9 protein-coding genes and 1 tRNA gene are annotated in these 16,183 nt (G+C 72.0%); 8 read left to right on the forward strand and 2 right to left on the reverse strand.

The features are described from left to right. Positions 1–133: 133 nt before the first annotated feature. Entirely contained in the window at positions 134–2,641 is a 2,508-nt protein-coding gene (locus ACFT4A_RS06960) for an ABC transporter permease (protein WP_382826670.1), read from the reverse strand. A 227-nt stretch (positions 2,642–2,868) separates the two neighbouring features. After that, positions 2,869–2,941, reverse strand: a tRNA-Arg gene (locus ACFT4A_RS06965). A gap of 321 nt (positions 2,942–3,262) precedes the next feature. On the opposite strand from ACFT4A_RS06965, the gene ACFT4A_RS06970 reads away from it, so the two are divergent. From ACFT4A_RS06970 to ACFT4A_RS07005, 8 genes are all read left to right on the forward strand, one after another. After that, a complete protein-coding gene (locus tag ACFT4A_RS06970; RefSeq protein WP_382826672.1) occupies positions 3,263–4,870 on the forward strand; it encodes a dynamin family protein in 1,608 nt (535 codons plus the stop codon). Between the two features lie 3 nt (positions 4,871–4,873). Next, positions 4,874–6,733, forward strand: a complete 1,860-nt coding sequence (locus tag ACFT4A_RS06975) for a GTP-binding protein (protein ID WP_382826674.1) — start codon at positions 4,874–4,876, stop codon at positions 6,731–6,733. Between the two features lie 302 nt (positions 6,734–7,035). Continuing rightward, on the forward strand, positions 7,036–7,512 hold the full coding sequence (locus tag ACFT4A_RS06980) for a single-stranded DNA-binding protein (protein WP_382826676.1): 477 nt from the start codon (positions 7,036–7,038) through the stop codon (positions 7,510–7,512). A gap of 280 nt (positions 7,513–7,792) precedes the next feature. Beyond that, complete coding sequence (locus ACFT4A_RS06985; RefSeq protein ID WP_382826678.1) at positions 7,793–9,202, forward strand: TQXA domain-containing protein; 1,410 nt, start codon at positions 7,793–7,795, stop codon at positions 9,200–9,202. Positions 9,203–9,654: 452 nt separating this feature from the next. Continuing rightward, on the forward strand, positions 9,655–11,109 hold the full coding sequence (locus tag ACFT4A_RS06990; RefSeq protein ID WP_382826680.1) for a hypothetical protein: 1,455 nt from the start codon (positions 9,655–9,657) through the stop codon (positions 11,107–11,109). 43 nt (positions 11,110–11,152) lie between these two features. Then, positions 11,153–12,190: a glutamate ABC transporter substrate-binding protein gene (locus ACFT4A_RS06995; RefSeq protein ID WP_382826681.1), complete on the forward strand. Its 1,038-nt coding sequence runs from the start codon at positions 11,153–11,155 to the stop codon at positions 12,188–12,190. A 94-nt stretch (positions 12,191–12,284) separates the two neighbouring features. After that, complete coding sequence (locus ACFT4A_RS07000; RefSeq protein WP_376388078.1) at positions 12,285–13,619, forward strand: hypothetical protein; 1,335 nt, start codon at positions 12,285–12,287, stop codon at positions 13,617–13,619. 17 nt (positions 13,620–13,636) lie between these two features. Then, positions 13,637–16,180 carry a tetratricopeptide repeat protein gene (locus tag ACFT4A_RS07005; protein WP_382827150.1) on the forward strand — a complete coding sequence of 848 codons (2,544 nt, stop codon included), beginning with the start codon at positions 13,637–13,639 and terminating at the stop codon, positions 16,178–16,180. Positions 16,181–16,183: the final 3 nt, after the last annotated feature.

Here is a 16,183-nt window from a genome sequence, read left to right on the forward strand (position 1 = left end):
CAGGACCATGATCGGGCCTGGGAGCGGGTGGCGGGAAGACCTCTCTTTTCTGTTCATCTCGATTCGTCTCGGTTCGTCCCTGTTCGCTGAGCCGGATGGTCGGGCGGACGGCGCGCACGTTCCAGCGGGGCGGTCAGGAGACGGCCCTGGCCAGGCCCCCCGGTGTGGCCGCCGCGCTCCGCATGGCCAGGCGACCGGCGACCGTGACCGTGGCGACGGTGACCAGGGTCGCGCCGAAGGCGAGTACGCCCAACGGCCCGCCGGCCAGGGCCGGAACCGCGGAACCGGTCACCGCGATGCTGAGCGGGACCAGCACCGACGCACAGGCCACAGCGGCCAGCAGCAGCGCCACCCCGCAGGTGAGCACGGCCTCCCAGGCGAGCATCCGCAGGACCTGCGCGGACTGTGCGCCGGCGAGGCGCAGCAGGGCGAACTCCTGTCGGCGGCCCGCCGTCGCCATGCTCAGGGTGTTGACGACGGCGATGGCCGTGAACACGTTGATCATGGTCAGCAACAGCAGGACGAACAGGTTGGCGGCCGCACCGGACTCCGCTTGGCGCTCCGTTTGGTTCGCTGTTTGGCTCTCCTCCGCTCCGTCACCGGTCCGCGCGCCCGGGAAATCCGCCGCCAGGGCCTTCAGCTCTCGCTCGACAGCGCTCCGATCGGCTCCGGGGGCGGTCCGTACGAGAACGGTGTCGTCCAGGGGCGCGGCGGCATGCCGGGCCGCCGACGTGCGGGGCAGCAGCGCGTCGGCGAAGTCCCGGTCACGGGAGTAGACGGCCGCGACGCGGTAGGCGTCCCGGCCGCCGTCGTCCCAGTTCACCCGGACGCGGTCGCCCACCGCGACGCCCAGGCTGCGGGCCGCGCTGTCGCCGAGCGCCAGGGACGAGTCACCGAGGCGGTCGAGTGAGCCGGAGCGGACACCGAGGTCCAGAAGGCCGGGCACCGCTTCGGCCCGCATCGCGACCAGGCTTCCGCCGACGACGGACGCTTCGTCGTCCTGGCCCGCGTCCGCGCGGCTCAGCTCCCCGTCCACGGACAACAGCCCGGAGGCCGCCGCCACACCCGGGAGCCGGGCGGCCCGCCCCGCGTAGCCCGGCGCGATACCCGGCCCGGCCGAGGACACGACATGATCGGCGAGCAGACGTTCCCGCTCCGCCTGTTGCGCGCCCTGCGACGTGATCAGCGGCACGCAGAGCAGGGTGCCCGTGAGGGAGAGGGCGAGCACGAGCGGTGTCACGGTGGCGGCCAGCCGTGCGTTCTGCCTGAGGAGATTGCGGACCGCCAGCGCGCCGTCCCTGGGCAGGAACCATGTCACCGGAGCCAGGAACAGCGCGCCGGCCACCCGGCAGATCAGCGGCGCCAGCAACGCCATCCCGATCATCAGCACGAGCACCATGCTCTCGGTCGTCCCGCCGCCACCGTCCAGCCGGCCGACCGCCACCGCGCCGAGACAGCCGCCCGCCCCGGCGAACACCCCCACCCCCAGCAGCACACGCCGCCATCCGAGCTTCGGCGCCGGAGCGGCCGACTCGCGGAGCACCTCCACCGGCCGCACCCGCGAAGCGCGCCGCGCGGCGGCGAACGCCGCGAGCTGCGCCACCACAGCGGCCAGCCCGACGGTCGCCCAGGGCGCGACCGGCCCCACGGACAGGGCGAACGACGGAGGCAGCACGTCCCCGTCCACCAGCACCCGGTGCAGGAGCATGGCCACGCCGATCCCGCCCGGAACACCGAGGAGCGCGGCCGCCACCGTCACCAGCAGGACCTCCACCGCGATCATCCGGCGGATCTGCCCCTTGGTGGCCGCGACGGCCCGCAACAGGCCGATCTCGGTCAGCCGTCCGGCGACCGCGAGCGTCAGAGTGCCGGAGACGACGAAACCCGCGACGAACAGCGACAGCACACCGAACGTCCCCACGAGCGAGGAGAGCATGGTCGCCGGCGACGGCACGTCCCAGAACTCCGCCTCCGCCCGCCCGCCACCGGAGGCAACCACCAGTGACGGGGCCGCATCCCCGTACAACACCGTGACGGCCTTCTCCACCTCCCGCCGAAGCGCCGCCGAGTCCGTCGTCTCCTTCCCCAGTACGCCCACGGCTCGCACCGGCTGGGCCGAGCCGGCGAGCCGCTCCGCCTCGCGCGAGGTGTGGAACGCCGCGTACTGGCGCGCCAGTCGCCGCGGCGGATCGGCGATGCCGGATACCTCATACGGACGCAGCCCGTCCGGGCCGGCCAGCCGTACGGTGTCACCCACCTCGGCGTCGAGGCGCCCGGCCAAGGCGCCGTCGAGCACGACTTCGGAATCGCCGGCCGGGGCGCGGCCCTGCCGCAGGGTGAAGGGCCCGAGGACCGCGCTCTCCCACGAGTGCCCCAGCGACGGCCCGTCCCACGGTGCCTCGACCGCCCTGCCCGAGACGTCCACCGCCGTGGTGGGAAAGGACAGTTCGGGAACGGCTCGCTCGACGGACGGCAACCTCTCCAGCGCCGTCCGCAGTTCCCCGTCCCGCGGCACGAACGGCTGCCCGGCGACGACCACATCCGTCCCCGCGTAGCGCTCGACGGCCGATGCGTCGCGGGCGCTCGACTCCAACAGCACGGCACACGCCGTCGTCATGACCAGCGCCAGAACGAGGACCACGAAACCGGCCGCCCAGCCTGCCCTGCGTCCCGAAAGGGTCCGCCATGCGAGTCGTAACACGGGTGCCTTTCGAAGCGGGCGAGGACTCCCTCGCCGGGGGCGCTGAAAGGCTATCCAAGTTTGGGTAACGGGTCTGTGCGGAAGGGGGTCTCGGCTTCGGAGGAGGGGCTCGGGCGGAGGAATCCGGCCACGAAAAACGCCCTCCCAAACGGGAGGGCGGAGACTTGCGCCCCCGGCAGGACTCGAACCTGCGGCCAAGCGCTTAGAAGGCGCCTGCTCTATCCACTGAGCTACGGGGGCCGGGTGTGGTGGCCTCTGTCGTGGTGCCCTGGTGTGGGCTGATCCGTGACGTTGCCGGGGACAAGGATAGGGCTCCCGCGTCCTTGTCCCTGTTGCTTCGCCTCCGTGGCTCGATGTGGAGGTTCGGTGAAGCGGTCCTGATAATCGCAGGCAGGTACGAATCGTGCACCGCTTTTGGCGTCAGAGGCATCGGGTGTTGTGCACTCGTTATGCCTGGAGTGTGCCTGTGTCCCAGTCGCCCCTTCCATCCCTTGTGTCCTGTCGGCGCGCAGACATGCTCATATGCTTCAGAATTCCCCTAAAATTGGGCATTCTTCACATGTGGTGACCTTGGACGTAAGGCCTCAGCTGCTCGACGCACTCTCCGCCCTGCGCGACCGTGTCGCCGCCGCACGCTTCCCGCTGCCCCTGGCGGGGGCCCCACGCGCGCGTGCCAACCGCGATGAACTGCTCGCGCAGCTCGACGACTACTTGGTGCCCCGGTTGCGGGAGCCCGAAGCGCCGCTTCTGGCCGTCGTGGGCGGATCGACCGGAGCCGGGAAGTCGACCCTGGTCAATTCCCTCGTAGGGCGTCGGGTCAGCGAGGCGGGCGTGCTGCGGCCGACGACACGGACCCCCGTACTGGTCTGCCATCCGGAGGACCATCACTGGTTCGGCGGGATGAGGGTGCTGCCCGACCTCACGCGCGTGTGGGCGCCCCAGCAGAACGACACGGACGACCTGCTGCTCCCCGGCGAGGACCCCGCGCGCGTGCTGCGCATCGAGAGCGCCGACACGCTGCCGCCCGGCCTCGCCCTGCTCGACGCGCCCGACATCGACTCCCTGGTCTCCGACAACCGCGTCCTGGCCGCCGAGCTCATCTGCGCGGCCGACATCTGGGTCATGGTCACCACGGCCGCCCGCTACGCCGACGCCGTGCCCTGGCACATGCTGCGCACCGCCAAGGAGTACGACGTCACCCTCGTCACCGTGCTCGACCGGGTGCCCCACCAGGTGGTCTCCGAGGTGTCACGGCAGTACGGGGCCCTGCTCACCAAGGCCGGTCTCGGGCACGTGCCGCGCTTCACCGTGCCCGAACTGCCCGAGTCGGCCTTCGGCGGCGGCCTCCTGCCGCTCACCGCCGTCGCCCAGCTGCGCACCTGGCTGATCCACCAGGCCCAGGAGCCGGCGGCCCGGCAGCAGGTCCTGGCGCGTACGGCGTACGGCGTCCTCGACTCGCTCAAGTCCCGGATGCCCGAGCTGGCCGGCGCCGCCGCCGCGCAGTACTCGGCCGCGCTGCGGCTCACCAGCGCCGTCGAGGGGGCGTACGACAGCGAGCACAAACGCGTGCGCGGCCGGTTGCAGACCGGGGCGGTGCTCGCCGGGGACGCGCTGAAACGGTGGCGCGCCTTCCCCCTGGACTGCACCGCCGCTGAACTCCTCGACGCGCTCGTGGAGAGCCTCAGCACGCTCCTGCTGTGCGCCGTCACCGCCGCTGACGAGCGCGTGGACGACGCCTGGCGGCGCGAACCTGCGGCGGCCGCCCCGGAGCTCGCGCCGCGCGATTCCGCGGCCGAGAGCGCCGAGCACCGGATCGGGCTGGCCGTACGGCGGTGGCGGCGGGAGCTCGAGGAGTACGCCGAGGACGAGGTGAGCGAGCTCGAACGGAACGTCGCGCCCGACCCCGAGCTGGTCGCCGCCCTGGTCGCCACCGGCCTGCTGGGCGGCCGCCGAGGCCGGATGGCGGGGGAGGGGCTCGCCGAGCGCCTCGGCGCCCACGGCGCACTGCGGCTGCGCGACCGGGCCGGACGGCTGCTCGCCCAGCACGTCGACCGGGTCCTGTACGCCGAACGTGAGCGCCGGCTCGCCCCGCTCGACGCGCTCGACGTCCACCCCGAACACCAGGCCGAACTCATCGCCGCGCTGTCCGTACTGCAGAAGGAGAGGTGACCGGTGACCGCCGTCACTGACCAGGACCACACCGAGCACGCCGATCAGCCGGACGACGGGGACAAGGCAGGATCCGCCGGAGGCTCCGCCGGGAGTGCCTCGGCACATCCCTCTCAGGTCGCCCAGAACGGCTCCCACGCGCGCGTGCAGGACGCCCGTACGGACTCCACGGGCGCCTGGGACGACGGACTCATCGCGCGCCGCGTCAACGAGACGACCGACGGAAGCCAGTTCGTCCCCACGGACAGCAGGTCCGCCGCCCCGCCCGCGATGAGACCACTGGTGTACGACGGGGCGCTGCGCTCCCGCCTCGAGGCGCTGCGCGAACTGGTCGGGCTCTCCCGTACCCGGCTCGACAGCAGGACGCTGGCGGAGGCGGGCCGGGTGCTCGACGAGGCGTCCGCGCGGCGCAGGCTCTCCGGGCAGCACACCGTCGTCGCCATCGCGGGCGCCACCGGCAGCGGCAAGTCACAGCTGTTCAACGCGCTCGCCGGCGTGGCCATCTCGGAGACCGGAGTGCGCCGTCCCACCACCGCGGCACCCATCGCGTGCAGCTGGAGCGACGGGGCGGCCAACCTCATCGAACGGCTCGGCATCCCGCCCCGGCTGCGCCGCCGGCCGCTGCCGACCGGGGACGCGGAGTCCCGGCTGCAGGGGCTCGTCCTGATCGACCTGCCCGACCACGACTCGGCGGCCGTACAGCACCGCGAGCACGTGGACCGCATCCTTGCGCTCGTCGACGCGGTCATCTGGGTCGTCGACCCGGAGAAGTACGCCGACGCCGTCCTCCATGAGCGCTATCTGCGGCCTATGGCGGCCCACGCGGAGGTCATGTTCGTCGTCCTCAACCAGATCGACCGGCTGCCCGGGGAGGCCGCCGACCAGGTCCTCGACGATCTGCGCCGACTCCTGGACGAGGACGGCATCGCCCTCGGGGAGTACGGCGAACCGGGTACGACCGTGCTCCCGGTGTCCGCGCTCACCGGGGACGGCATCGCGGACCTGCGCGAGGCGCTCGGCCAGTTCGTAGGGGAGCGCGGGGCGCCGGCCCGTCGTGTCTCGGCCGATGTGGACATCGCGGCGGCGCGGCTGTGGCCCGTCTACGCCACCCGGCGGCGGACGGGGCTCAGCGAACAGGCCCGGGAGGAGTTCGCGGACCGGCTCGCCGACGCGGTGGGCGCCACGGCGGCTGGGGAGGCGGCCGAACGGGCATGGCTGCGCAACGCCAACCGCGCGTGCGGAACGCCCTGGCTGCGACTGTGGCGCTGGTACCAGGACCACGGCGAGCCCACCACGGGCCGGCTGCCCTCGCGTACCCAGGCCGACGAGGAGGCGACCGCCAGGCAGCGGGTCGAGCAGGCGGTCCGTACGGTGGCCGACCGGGCCTCGGCCGGGCTGCCCCCGCCCTGGGCTCAGGCGGTGCGCGAGGCGGCCACCCGTGGCTCCCAGGGGCTGCCCGAGGCGCTGGACGAGCTGACCGTGCGTGCGGGCGTGCCGACGGGGCGGCCGCCACGGCCGGGGTGGTGGCCGGTGGCCGTGCTGTCCCAGGCCTCCATGACGATCCTTCAGTTCCTGGGCGGGCTGTGGCTGCTGGGCCAGATCTTCCAGATCATGTCGCCGAACCTGGGCGTGCCGGTGCTGCTGATGGTGATCGGCATCGTCGGCGGTCCGCTGGTCGAGTGGAGCTGCCGGATGGCGGCCCGCGGCCCGGCCCGCCGCTACGGACTGGAGGCGGAACGCCGACTGCGCAAGGCGGCGGCCGGGTGCGGAAGGGCCCGGGTGCTGGATCCGGTGGCAGCGGAACTGCTGCGGTACCTGGAGGTGCGGGAGCAGTACGGGAGGGTGGTGGGGGCCGGGCGATGACGGCGGGGGCGTGGCGGCTGTGACGGGCCGTATGCGCGGGTAGGGCGAGGGCGGCGTCCGTTTCGGGCGTCGCCCTCGCCGTGTCCGTGCCCGTGTCAGCGTCCGTGTGCAGTTGGGCGTGTGGCTGGACGTGCGGCTCGGTGTCACCCGTCGGGGTGGCGGAGTTTTCCACAGGTGGGCGGTGGTCCACAGCGCTCAGCGGGCTCGGCGCGGTCGCGGCAGTCTGGCGGACACAGCCGTACGGGACGGGCCCGTACGGGGCTCGGCCCGGTGTCGGAGTCCGGGCGAGGGAGGGGTTCGCGATGAACGAGACGATGGTCTGCGCGGTCGGCAGGGTGGCGACGCAGCCGGTGTACCGGGAGATGGCGTCAGGACCGTCGGCGAGGTTCCGGCTGGCGGTGACCGCGCGCTACTGGGACCGTGAGAAGAACACGTGGACCGACGGGCACACCAACTTCTTCACAGTGTGGGCCAACCGCCAGCTCGCCACGAACACGGCGGCGTCGCTGACGGTGGGCGAACCCGTGATCGTGCAGGGCAGGCTGAAGGTGCGGACCGATGTACGGGAGGGGCAGAGCTGGACCTCGGCGGACCTCGACGCGGTCGCGATCGGCCACGATCTCGCCTGGGGCACCTCAGCCTTCCGGCGCGGAGGCAAGCCGGAGACGGCGGTCCCGCCGGCATCACCGGAGCCCAACTGGGAAACACCGCCGGACGATTCAGCGGATCCCGCAGAGGCATCGACTCAACGACAGTCAGAGTCAGCTTTGCTGACGTGACGTCAGTCACGGTCGCTCTGTCCGGACTGCGGCTTATCAGTGCGTGCGCACCGTACGGCCAGGGGTGGATTTGTCGATAAGCCCTGCCCGCAAGGGATCTTGGCGATAACGATTCCGAGTCGGATCACTCATCCGACCGTCTGACCGGCGGGCCGGGTCCCACGCCTCCCTAGGATGCCGGGACATGACTCTCGGGGCTCTCGATGCCCGTGAGGCTTCTGATTTCTGCTGGTGGGACCGTACCCCCCACGTCAACGGGTCCTGCTCGAAAGGAAATTTGGTGTTTGCTTCGTTCTCGGCGGTGTTCGTACGCAGGCGACGGGCGGCCCGCCTCGGCGCCGCGACGCTGGTGTCCGGGCTCGTCGCCGCGGGCATGCTGGCCGGTGCCGGCCAGGCGTCCGCCGACGAGACGACACAGAGTGAGGGCGGGGCGACCGCGACCATAGCCGGACTCAAGACGTACGGCACCGCGGTGATACACGGCGGCACCGGGGACCAGCAGGTGTCGGCGGGCCTGTTCGAGATGTCCGTCGAGGGCGGCGGCATGCTGCAGACGTACTGCGTCGACCTCCACAACCCCACGCAGCGGGACGCCAAGTACCACGAGACGTCCTGGGGCGGCACGTCCCTGGGCGCCAACAAGGACGCCGGCCGGATCCGCTGGATCCTGCAGAACTCCTACCCGCAGGTGAACAACCTCGCGGCGCTCGCCCGGAAGGCGGGCGTGCGCGGTGCGCTGACCGAGCAGGACGCGGCGGCCGGCACGCAGGTGGCGATCTGGCGCTACTCGGACGACGTGGCCGTCGACGCCCTTGACCCGCAGGCCGAACAGCTCGCGGACTTCCTGGAGAAGAACGCCCGGGATCTGCCCGAGCCCCGTGCCTCGCTCACGCTCGACCCGCCCGCGGTCTCCGGCCGTCCGGGCGAGCGGCTCGGCCCGGTCACGGTGCACACCAATGCGAGCGGCGTGACGGTGGCGCCGCCCGCGGATGCCGCCACCAGCGGGGTGCGGATCGTCGACAAGCAGGGCAAGGCCATCACGTCCGCGGCCGACGGCGGGCAGGTGTTCTTCGACGTCCCCGAGGACGCGGCGGCCGGTTCGGCCGAACTGACCGTGCAGGCCTCGACCAGCGTGCCGGTCGGCCGGGCCTTCGCCTCCGAGAGCCGGAGCCAGACGCAGATCCTGGCCGGCTCCAGCGAGTCGACGGTGTCCGCGACGGCCGGGGCGACCTGGGCGAAGCAGGGTGCGATACCGGCACTGTCGGCGGCGAAGAACTGCGCCAAGGGCGGTGTGGACATCATCGCGTCCAACAAGGGCGACGAGCCGTTCACCTTCGAACTGGCCGGACTTGAGCACACCATCGCCGCGGGCGAGACCAGGACGGTGACGGTCCCGCTCCAGGAGGACCAGGCCTACGACTTCACGATCCACGGCCCCGGCGGCTTCACCCAGCGCTTCACCGGCATGCTGGACTGCCAGACCCGGAGCAGCGAGACGGGCACGGCTACCCAGACCCTCAGCGAACCGAGCCCGGCCACGGTGGGCGGCACTGCCTCCGACACCAACCTCGCCGAAACCGGCTCCACGAGCGTCACCCCGCTCATCGCGGGCATAGCCCTCGCCCTGGTCGTCATCGGCGGAGCGACCCTGATCGTCCTCCGACGCAAGGCGACCCCGACGAACGACTGACGGGGCCGGACGGGCCTGTGGCAGCCCGACAGGGACGCCACAGGCCTCACCCCGACTCCGGGCTCAGAAGCACCAGCCCTTCGATGGAGTTCAACCGGGCGCTCAGGCCGGGGTCGGGTACCGGCGTGGCAACCAGCACCAGGACTCGGCAGTCCGGGTGTGCGGAATCGTAGGGTTCCTCCTCGTCAGCCCCGGGGGTTCTGCGTCCACCGCTTCTACGAAGCGTGCGGCTTCACAGCCCTGGCGCAAGGGTTTCGCCGCTACGTCGGGTAGCCGCGCGCATCCGCCGGCCGCGCGCATCCGCACACGGAACCGAACCGATCGCCCTGACGTGTTCCTGTGCAGGGGTGGTGGTTCACGCTGCGATCCGATCAAGATCGAGGCAAGGCCGGTGCGGATGTCAGTGTCGGCAGCGATACTTGCGGTGACGGATGACCATGGGGGAGGTCACAGTGACACACCTGCCGAAGAGCAGCCCACCACCACCGGGCCCGAGCCTGCCCATTCTCCCGGCAGTTCCGGCGCAGTCGGCACCTCCGGCCCCGACCCGGCCTCCCGGGAGCGGCCCCGCAGCATCCCCACCCCCCGCGCCCCGCCGCACCGCCTTCGCCGAGGGCCTCGACCAGCTCCGCTCCGCCGCCACCACCGAGCCCGGCCGCCTGCGCATCATCGGTGCTCTCCTGGCCCTGCTCGTCGTCGCCTTCGGTGCCGTCACCGCCTGGCAGATGACCGACCGTGCGGCCGCCGCGGACGACGTCCTCACCAGCAGCCAGCCCCTCAGCTCGGACGCGGCCGACATCTACCGCTCCCTGGCGGACGCCAACACCGCGGCCTCCAGCGGTTTCCTCGCCGGCGGCCAGGAATCGGCTGCCTCCCGAGACCGCTACGAGAAGGACATCCGCACGGCCGCGGACAAACTCGTCAACGCCGCCGCCAACGCCGACCCGGACTCTCCGTCCACCGCGACGATCGCCAAGCTCAACAAGCTCCTCCCGGAGTACAAGGGCCTGGTCGAACGCGCCCGCACCTACAACCGCCAGGGCTTCCCGGTCGGCGGCGCCTATCTCCGCTACGCCAACGAGAAGATGCAACAGCAGATGCTCCCGGCGGCGGAGGACCTGTACAAGAAGGAGAACCAGCGCCTGCGCGCGGACTACGCGGACGCCACGCCCTACCCCTGGGCGGCCATCGCCCTGGGCGTCGCCGCCCTGGCCGCCCTCGCCTGGGCCCAGCACCGCAACTACCGGCGTACGAACCGGGTGTTGAACCAAGGCCTGGTCGCCGCCACCGCCACCGCGACGGTGGTCCTGCTCTGGCTGGTCGTCGGCCACACCATCGCCCGCGCGGGCCTGAACGACTCCTACGACCACGGCGTCCGCTCCTTGAACGTGCTGCACGACGCCCGCATCGCCTCCCTCAAGGCACGGGGCAACGAGAACCTGACCCTGGTGGCCCGCGGCGCCGAGACGAAGAAGGTCGGCGCGCAGACCTTCGACGCCTACGACTACGACTTCCGCACGGACATGGCCGACCTCGGCAAGTACCTGGCGGACGCCGCGAACCTCGCCGACGACACCTCGGGCGAACAGCCCGTCACCGCCGCCGTCGGCAACATGACGGAGTGGAAGAAGCGCCACACCGCCGCCCGCGAGCAGGACGAGAACGGCAACTACCAGCAGGCGCTGGACAGGGTCATCGGCACCGAGGACGCGACCGGCGAGTGCTTCGACAGCGTCGACGAGAACCTGCGCACGGCACTCGCGCACGAGGAGACCGAGTTCAAGCGCGCGGCCGGTGACGGCCGGGACGCCCTGACGGGCCTGTCGGCGGGCGCGGCCGTCCTCGCGGTCCTGGGCGCCGCGGGCGCGGTGCTGGGCATCGGCCGCAGGCTGTCGGAGTACCGATGAACGGGGCACGGGATACAAGGGGAGACGTGAAGGGGGCGTGAGCATGCGAGCACGACGTCTGCGGGCCAGCCTGAAGGGCTGGGGCGGGGTGGCCACGATGGCGGTCGTCTGCGCCCTGGTGGCGGTCTTCGCGCTGTGCGTCCCGCTGTCCGGACCGGGCATCGGCGACGGCCGGGCCGTCACGCAAGCCTCCCAGGCCACGGTCGAGAAGGCCGAAGAGGACTGCGAGGCCCCCGAGAAGCAGACGCTGTCCCCCTCCTCCGCCGACGGCGACACCATCCAGGCGATCAAGGACCGCGAGGGCGAGAAGCGCAAGCTGATTGTCGGCGTCGACCAGAACAGCTACCGCTGGGGCTACCGCAACCCCAACAGTGGTGAGACCGCGGAGCTCGAGGGCTTCGACATCGACCTGGTCCACCGCATCGCCGAGGACATACTCGGCGACCCGGACGCCGTCCAGTTCAAGGCGATCCCCACCGACCAGCGCATCCCGGCGATCCAGGACGGCCGCGTGGACATGGTCGTCCGCACGATGACGATCAACTGCGATCGCATCAAGGACGTCGCCTTCTCCGCGCCCTACTTCAAGACCGGACAGCAGGTCCTGGCCCCGAAGTCCTCACCCGTCAAGGGCTACGACGACACGCTCGCGGACCGCAAGGTCTGCACGGCGGCAGGCTCGACGGCGTACTCCACGCTGGAGGCCGACCAGAAGGACGGCAAACTCCCCGCCAGCACCGACATCTCCACGACCGTCCCGAACCAACTCGACTGCCTGGTAAGGCTCCAGCTCGGCGAGGTCGACGCCGTGGTCACCGACGGCGCCCTCGCCGCGAGCCAGGCGGCACAGGATCCGACGGTCCAGCTCAAGGGCGACGCCTTCACTGCCGAGTACTACGGCGTGGCGATGAAGAAGGACGCCGACGATCTGGTACGCCGGGTCAACAAGATCCTGGTGGACTACCGCGAGGACACCGCGAACGGCTGGCAGGCCTCGTACGAGAAATGGCTGTCGGCGACACTGGGCAAGGATGCGAAGAAGTCGGAACCACCGGCTCCGAAGTACCTCCGCAACACCTGACCGATCGACCGACACCCGGCCCCACAACCCGACCGAACTCCGACCAGCAAGCCGATCCAGACCCAACCGGCACTACCGCAGCGAGAGGTGATCGATGGGCGTCACGGGATCCACCGGGCCGGTGATGGACCGGGACGAGGTGGACCGTGCGCTGGCGCGGCTCGGCGCGGAGCACGAGGCGATCGAGACCTCGCTCCTCGCCCTGCAGGACCACGCGGGCCGCAGACTCCTGGAGGGCGCCGAGCTCACCGGTGTCACCCAGGAGCGCTGGACGTCCACGGAGGCGTCGATCACGCTGCTGTGGACCTACTTCGACGCGTACACGGACGCCCTTCGCACCGCCCGCGACATCCGATCCCGCCGCCGCTGGTCCAGCCGCGAGGACCTGGTGGAGCTGACGGAACTGCTGACCGGCGAGTCCGTCACCGTCGCGGGCAGCGCCACCGCGACGGCCAACGCCCCCACCCTGCACGGCGCCGCGAACAAACTCAGCGAGCGCTACTCGCTCACCACCCTCGTCGACCGGATGAACGAGCTGTACGCGACGAGCCTGGACATGGTCGTCGCCGCCGACGCCGTCTGGTCGGCCCTGCCCGCCCGGATCGACCTGCTGGCGGCCGAACTCCAGCGCACCCGCAGGCTCGCGCACTCGGTGGGCGTGCGCCCCGGAGAGCACCCGGCGGGCGACGATCTGGAGCGCATCACACGCACGCTGACGAAGCTGCGTGAGCAGGTGATCTCGGACCCGCTGGAGTTCTGGCTTGCGGCGGAGGGCAGTTCGGCTCCGGGCGGCGGTCGGCCGGACACGACGGTGTACGACCGTGAGGCGCGCGCCCTGGAGGACGTACGCAGGGAGATCGACGCGGTCCTGACGGTGCGGCAGGACGCCGAGAAGCGGATCGTCAGGCTGCGGGACATCCTCAGCCGCGCGGACCGCACCCTGGCCGAGGCGCGCACCGCCCGCGGCGAGGTCCTCGCGAAGATCGCGGCGACGGAGGTGCCGGTCGTCAGCGGGCCGCCGACGGTGTTGCAGGAGCAGGTGACGGCGGCAGCCGATTACCGCAGGCAGGGCCAGTGGCACCGGCTGTCCCCGCTGCTGGAGTCGCTGGAGCAGAAGGCCGAGGACGAACTGCTGCGCGCCCGGGAGTCGTTGACCGCGGTCACCGCGCCCCTGGCGGTCCGGGCCGAGCTGCGCGGCCGGCTCGACGCGTACAAGGCGAAGGTCGCGCGGCACGGCTTCGCGGAGGACGCGCTGCTGGTGGAGCGGTACGAGAAGGCGCGCCGCATGCTGTGGAGCGCCCCCTGCGATCTGCGCGCCGCCGAAGGGGCCGTGCTGCGCTACCAGCAGGCCGCCCTGGAGCTGCTCGGCGGCCCGCGGGTGCCGGACCAGGGCGCGGTCGAGGACGACCGGAGGGGGCCGGGCGCATGAGCGACAAGGGGGAGTCCATGACCGAGGCACGCACCTGCCAACGCCCCACCTGCACGGGCAGCTACGAAGACGTCGGCGGGGGTGAACTGTACTGCGACACCTGCGGCCTCGCCCCGGTCGTCGCGGCTGGGGGTCCCCCCTCTGGGGGAGGCATGGTCGCCTCGCCCCCCACCGGCATCACCGCCGGCGGCAAGGGAGGCTCGCGCGGCTCGGGCGCCAGCTCGCGTTCCAGCAGCCGCAGTTCCCGTACGTCGTCCCAGTCGTCGAAGTCCCGCCGCTCGGTGTCGGGACGCCTCTCGCGCTCCCTGTCGGGCAAGTCGACGAGCCGCTCGGTGTCGGTGCGCAGCTCCGGCTCGGGCGCAGGCTCCTCGTCCCGGGGCCGGCTGGGCGCCGGGCTGGTGCAGGTGCCGCCGATCCCGCGGCCCGACCCGCGCGAGATGGTCCTGGACAACCCCGAGGTGCCCGAGCGGAAGCGGTTCTGCTCGCGCTCCGACTGCGGCGCCCAGGTGGGCCGGGCGCGCGGTGACCGGCCGGGGCGCACGGAGGGGTTCTGCACCAAGTGCGGGCACCCGTACTCGTTCGTGCCGAAGCTCAAGTCCGGTGACGTCGTGCACGGCCAGTACGAGGTGGTCGGCTGCCTCGCGCACGGCGGCCTGGGCTGGATCTACCTCGCCGTCGACCGGGCGGTCTCGGACCGCTGGGTGGTCCTCAAGGGCCTGCTGGACACCGGCGACCAGGACGCGATGGCCGCGGCGATCTCCGAGCGGCGCTTCCTCGCGGAGATCGAGCACGCCAACATCGTGCGGATCTACAACTTCGTCGAGCACCTGGACCAGCGCACGGGCTCCCTCGACGGCTACATCGTCATGGAGTACGTCGGCGGCAAATCGCTGAAGGAGATCGCCAACGGCCGCCGCACAGCGCAGGGCAGGCGCGATCCGCTGCCGGTGGAGCAGGCCTGCGCGTACGGCATCGAGGCGCTGGAGGCGCTCGGCCATCTGCACAGCCGCAACCTGCTGTACTGCGACTTCAAGGTCGACAACGCGATCCAGACCGAGGACCAGCTCAAGCTGATCGACATGGGCGCGGTGCGCAGGATGGACGACGAGGAGTCGGCCATCTACGGCACGGTGGGCTATCAGGCGCCGGAAGTGGCCGAGGCCGGCCCGTCGGTGGCGAGCGACCTCTTCACCGTCGCCCGCACGCTCGCCGTCCTGACCTTCGACTTCCAGGGCTACACGAACGTCTACGCGGACTCCCTGCCCGACCCGGACCACATCGAGGTCTTCCGGCAGTACGAGTCGTACTACCGCCTGCTGGTCCGCGCCACCGACCCCGATCCGGCCCGCCGGTTCGCCTCCGCGCAGGAGATGACCGAGCAGCTGACGGGCGTCCTGCGGGAGGTCGTCTCCCTGCAGTCGGGTCGCGCCCGGCCCGCCCTGTCCACCCTGTTCGGGCCCGAACTGCGGGTCACGGACACGGAGCTGTTCCCGCGGCTGGACGGTGAGGTGTCCCGGCTGGGGGCGCGGGTGGTGCGGACGCGGCGCGGTTCCCCGACCACCGCCGCGCTGCCCGCCGCCGCTCAGCTCCCCGCAGGCGGTCCGCTTCCCTCCGGCCTCGTCAGACCCGTCGACGCCCCCGCCGCCACCCTCGCCCTGCCCGTTCCCCGGGTCGACCCGACCGACCCCAACGCCGGTTTCCTGGCGGGCCTGATGACCTCCGCGCCGGCCGAGCTGCTCGGAGCCCTCGCCGCGGCCCCGGCCCCGTCGACCGAGACGCGGCTGCGGCAGATCCGGGCCTGGCTGGAGACCGGCGAACCGGCCGCCGCGCTGGAGGCCCTGGTCACGCTGGAGGGCGAGCGGCCCGACGACTGGCGGGTGGTCTGGTACCGGGGCGTGGCCGCGCTGGTCACCGGCGACGACGAGGGCGCCGCGCTGGCCTTCGACGCGATCTACGACGCCTTCCCGGGCGAGATCGCGCCCAAGCTGGCGCTGGCCCTGTGCGCGGAGGTGCTGGGCCAGCTCGACAACGCCGCCGAGTACTACCGGCTGGTGTGGTCGACCGACCCGAGCTATGTCAGCGCCGCGTTCGGACTGGCCCGCGTCCAACTGGCGAGCGGGGACCGGCGCAGCGCCGTGACGACGCTGGAGTCGGTCCCGGAGTCCTCCATCCACTACACGGCCGCGCGCGTGGCGGCCGTACGGGCACGGCTGAGGCAACGCACCGCGGCCGCCTCCGACGTACCGTTCCTGGAGGATCTCACGGCCGCCGCGGCGCAGGTCGAGGCGCTGGACGCGTACGGTCTGGATCCGGCGCGGCGGGAACAACTGTCGGCCGAGGTCCTCGGCAGTGCCCTGGACTGGGTACTCTCCGGGGGCCAGGGTTCCGTCCCTCCCGCCGCCGGGGGACGGACGCTGCTCGGCAGCGGCCTGGACGAGCGGGGCCTGCGTTTCGGCCTGGAACGCTCGTACCGCACGCTGGCCCGGCTGGCGCGGGGCGGCGAGGAGAGGATCGACCTGGTGGAACGTGCCAATCGTTACCGCCCCCGGACGTGGGTGTAGTTG

The sequence above is a fragment of the Streptomyces sp. NPDC057099 genome (assembly GCF_042671245.1).
GTDB lineage: Bacteria > Actinomycetota > Actinomycetes > Streptomycetales > Streptomycetaceae > Streptomyces > Streptomyces purpurascens.

Excerpts from the sequence above, each read along its gene's own strand:
- ACFT4A_RS06980 (WP_382826676.1), top strand. The coding sequence starts at position 7,036 with ATGAACGAGACGATGGTCTGCGCGGTCGGCAGGGTGGCGACGCAGCCG.
- ACFT4A_RS06995 (WP_382826681.1), top strand. The coding sequence starts at position 11,153 with ATGCGAGCACGACGTCTGCGGGCCAGCCTGAAGGGCTGGGGCGGGGTG.
- ACFT4A_RS07000 (WP_376388078.1), top strand. The coding sequence starts at position 12,285 with ATGGGCGTCACGGGATCCACCGGGCCGGTGATGGACCGGGACGAGGTG.
- ACFT4A_RS07005 (WP_382827150.1), top strand. The coding sequence starts at position 13,637 with ATGACCGAGGCACGCACCTGCCAACGCCCCACCTGCACGGGCAGCTAC.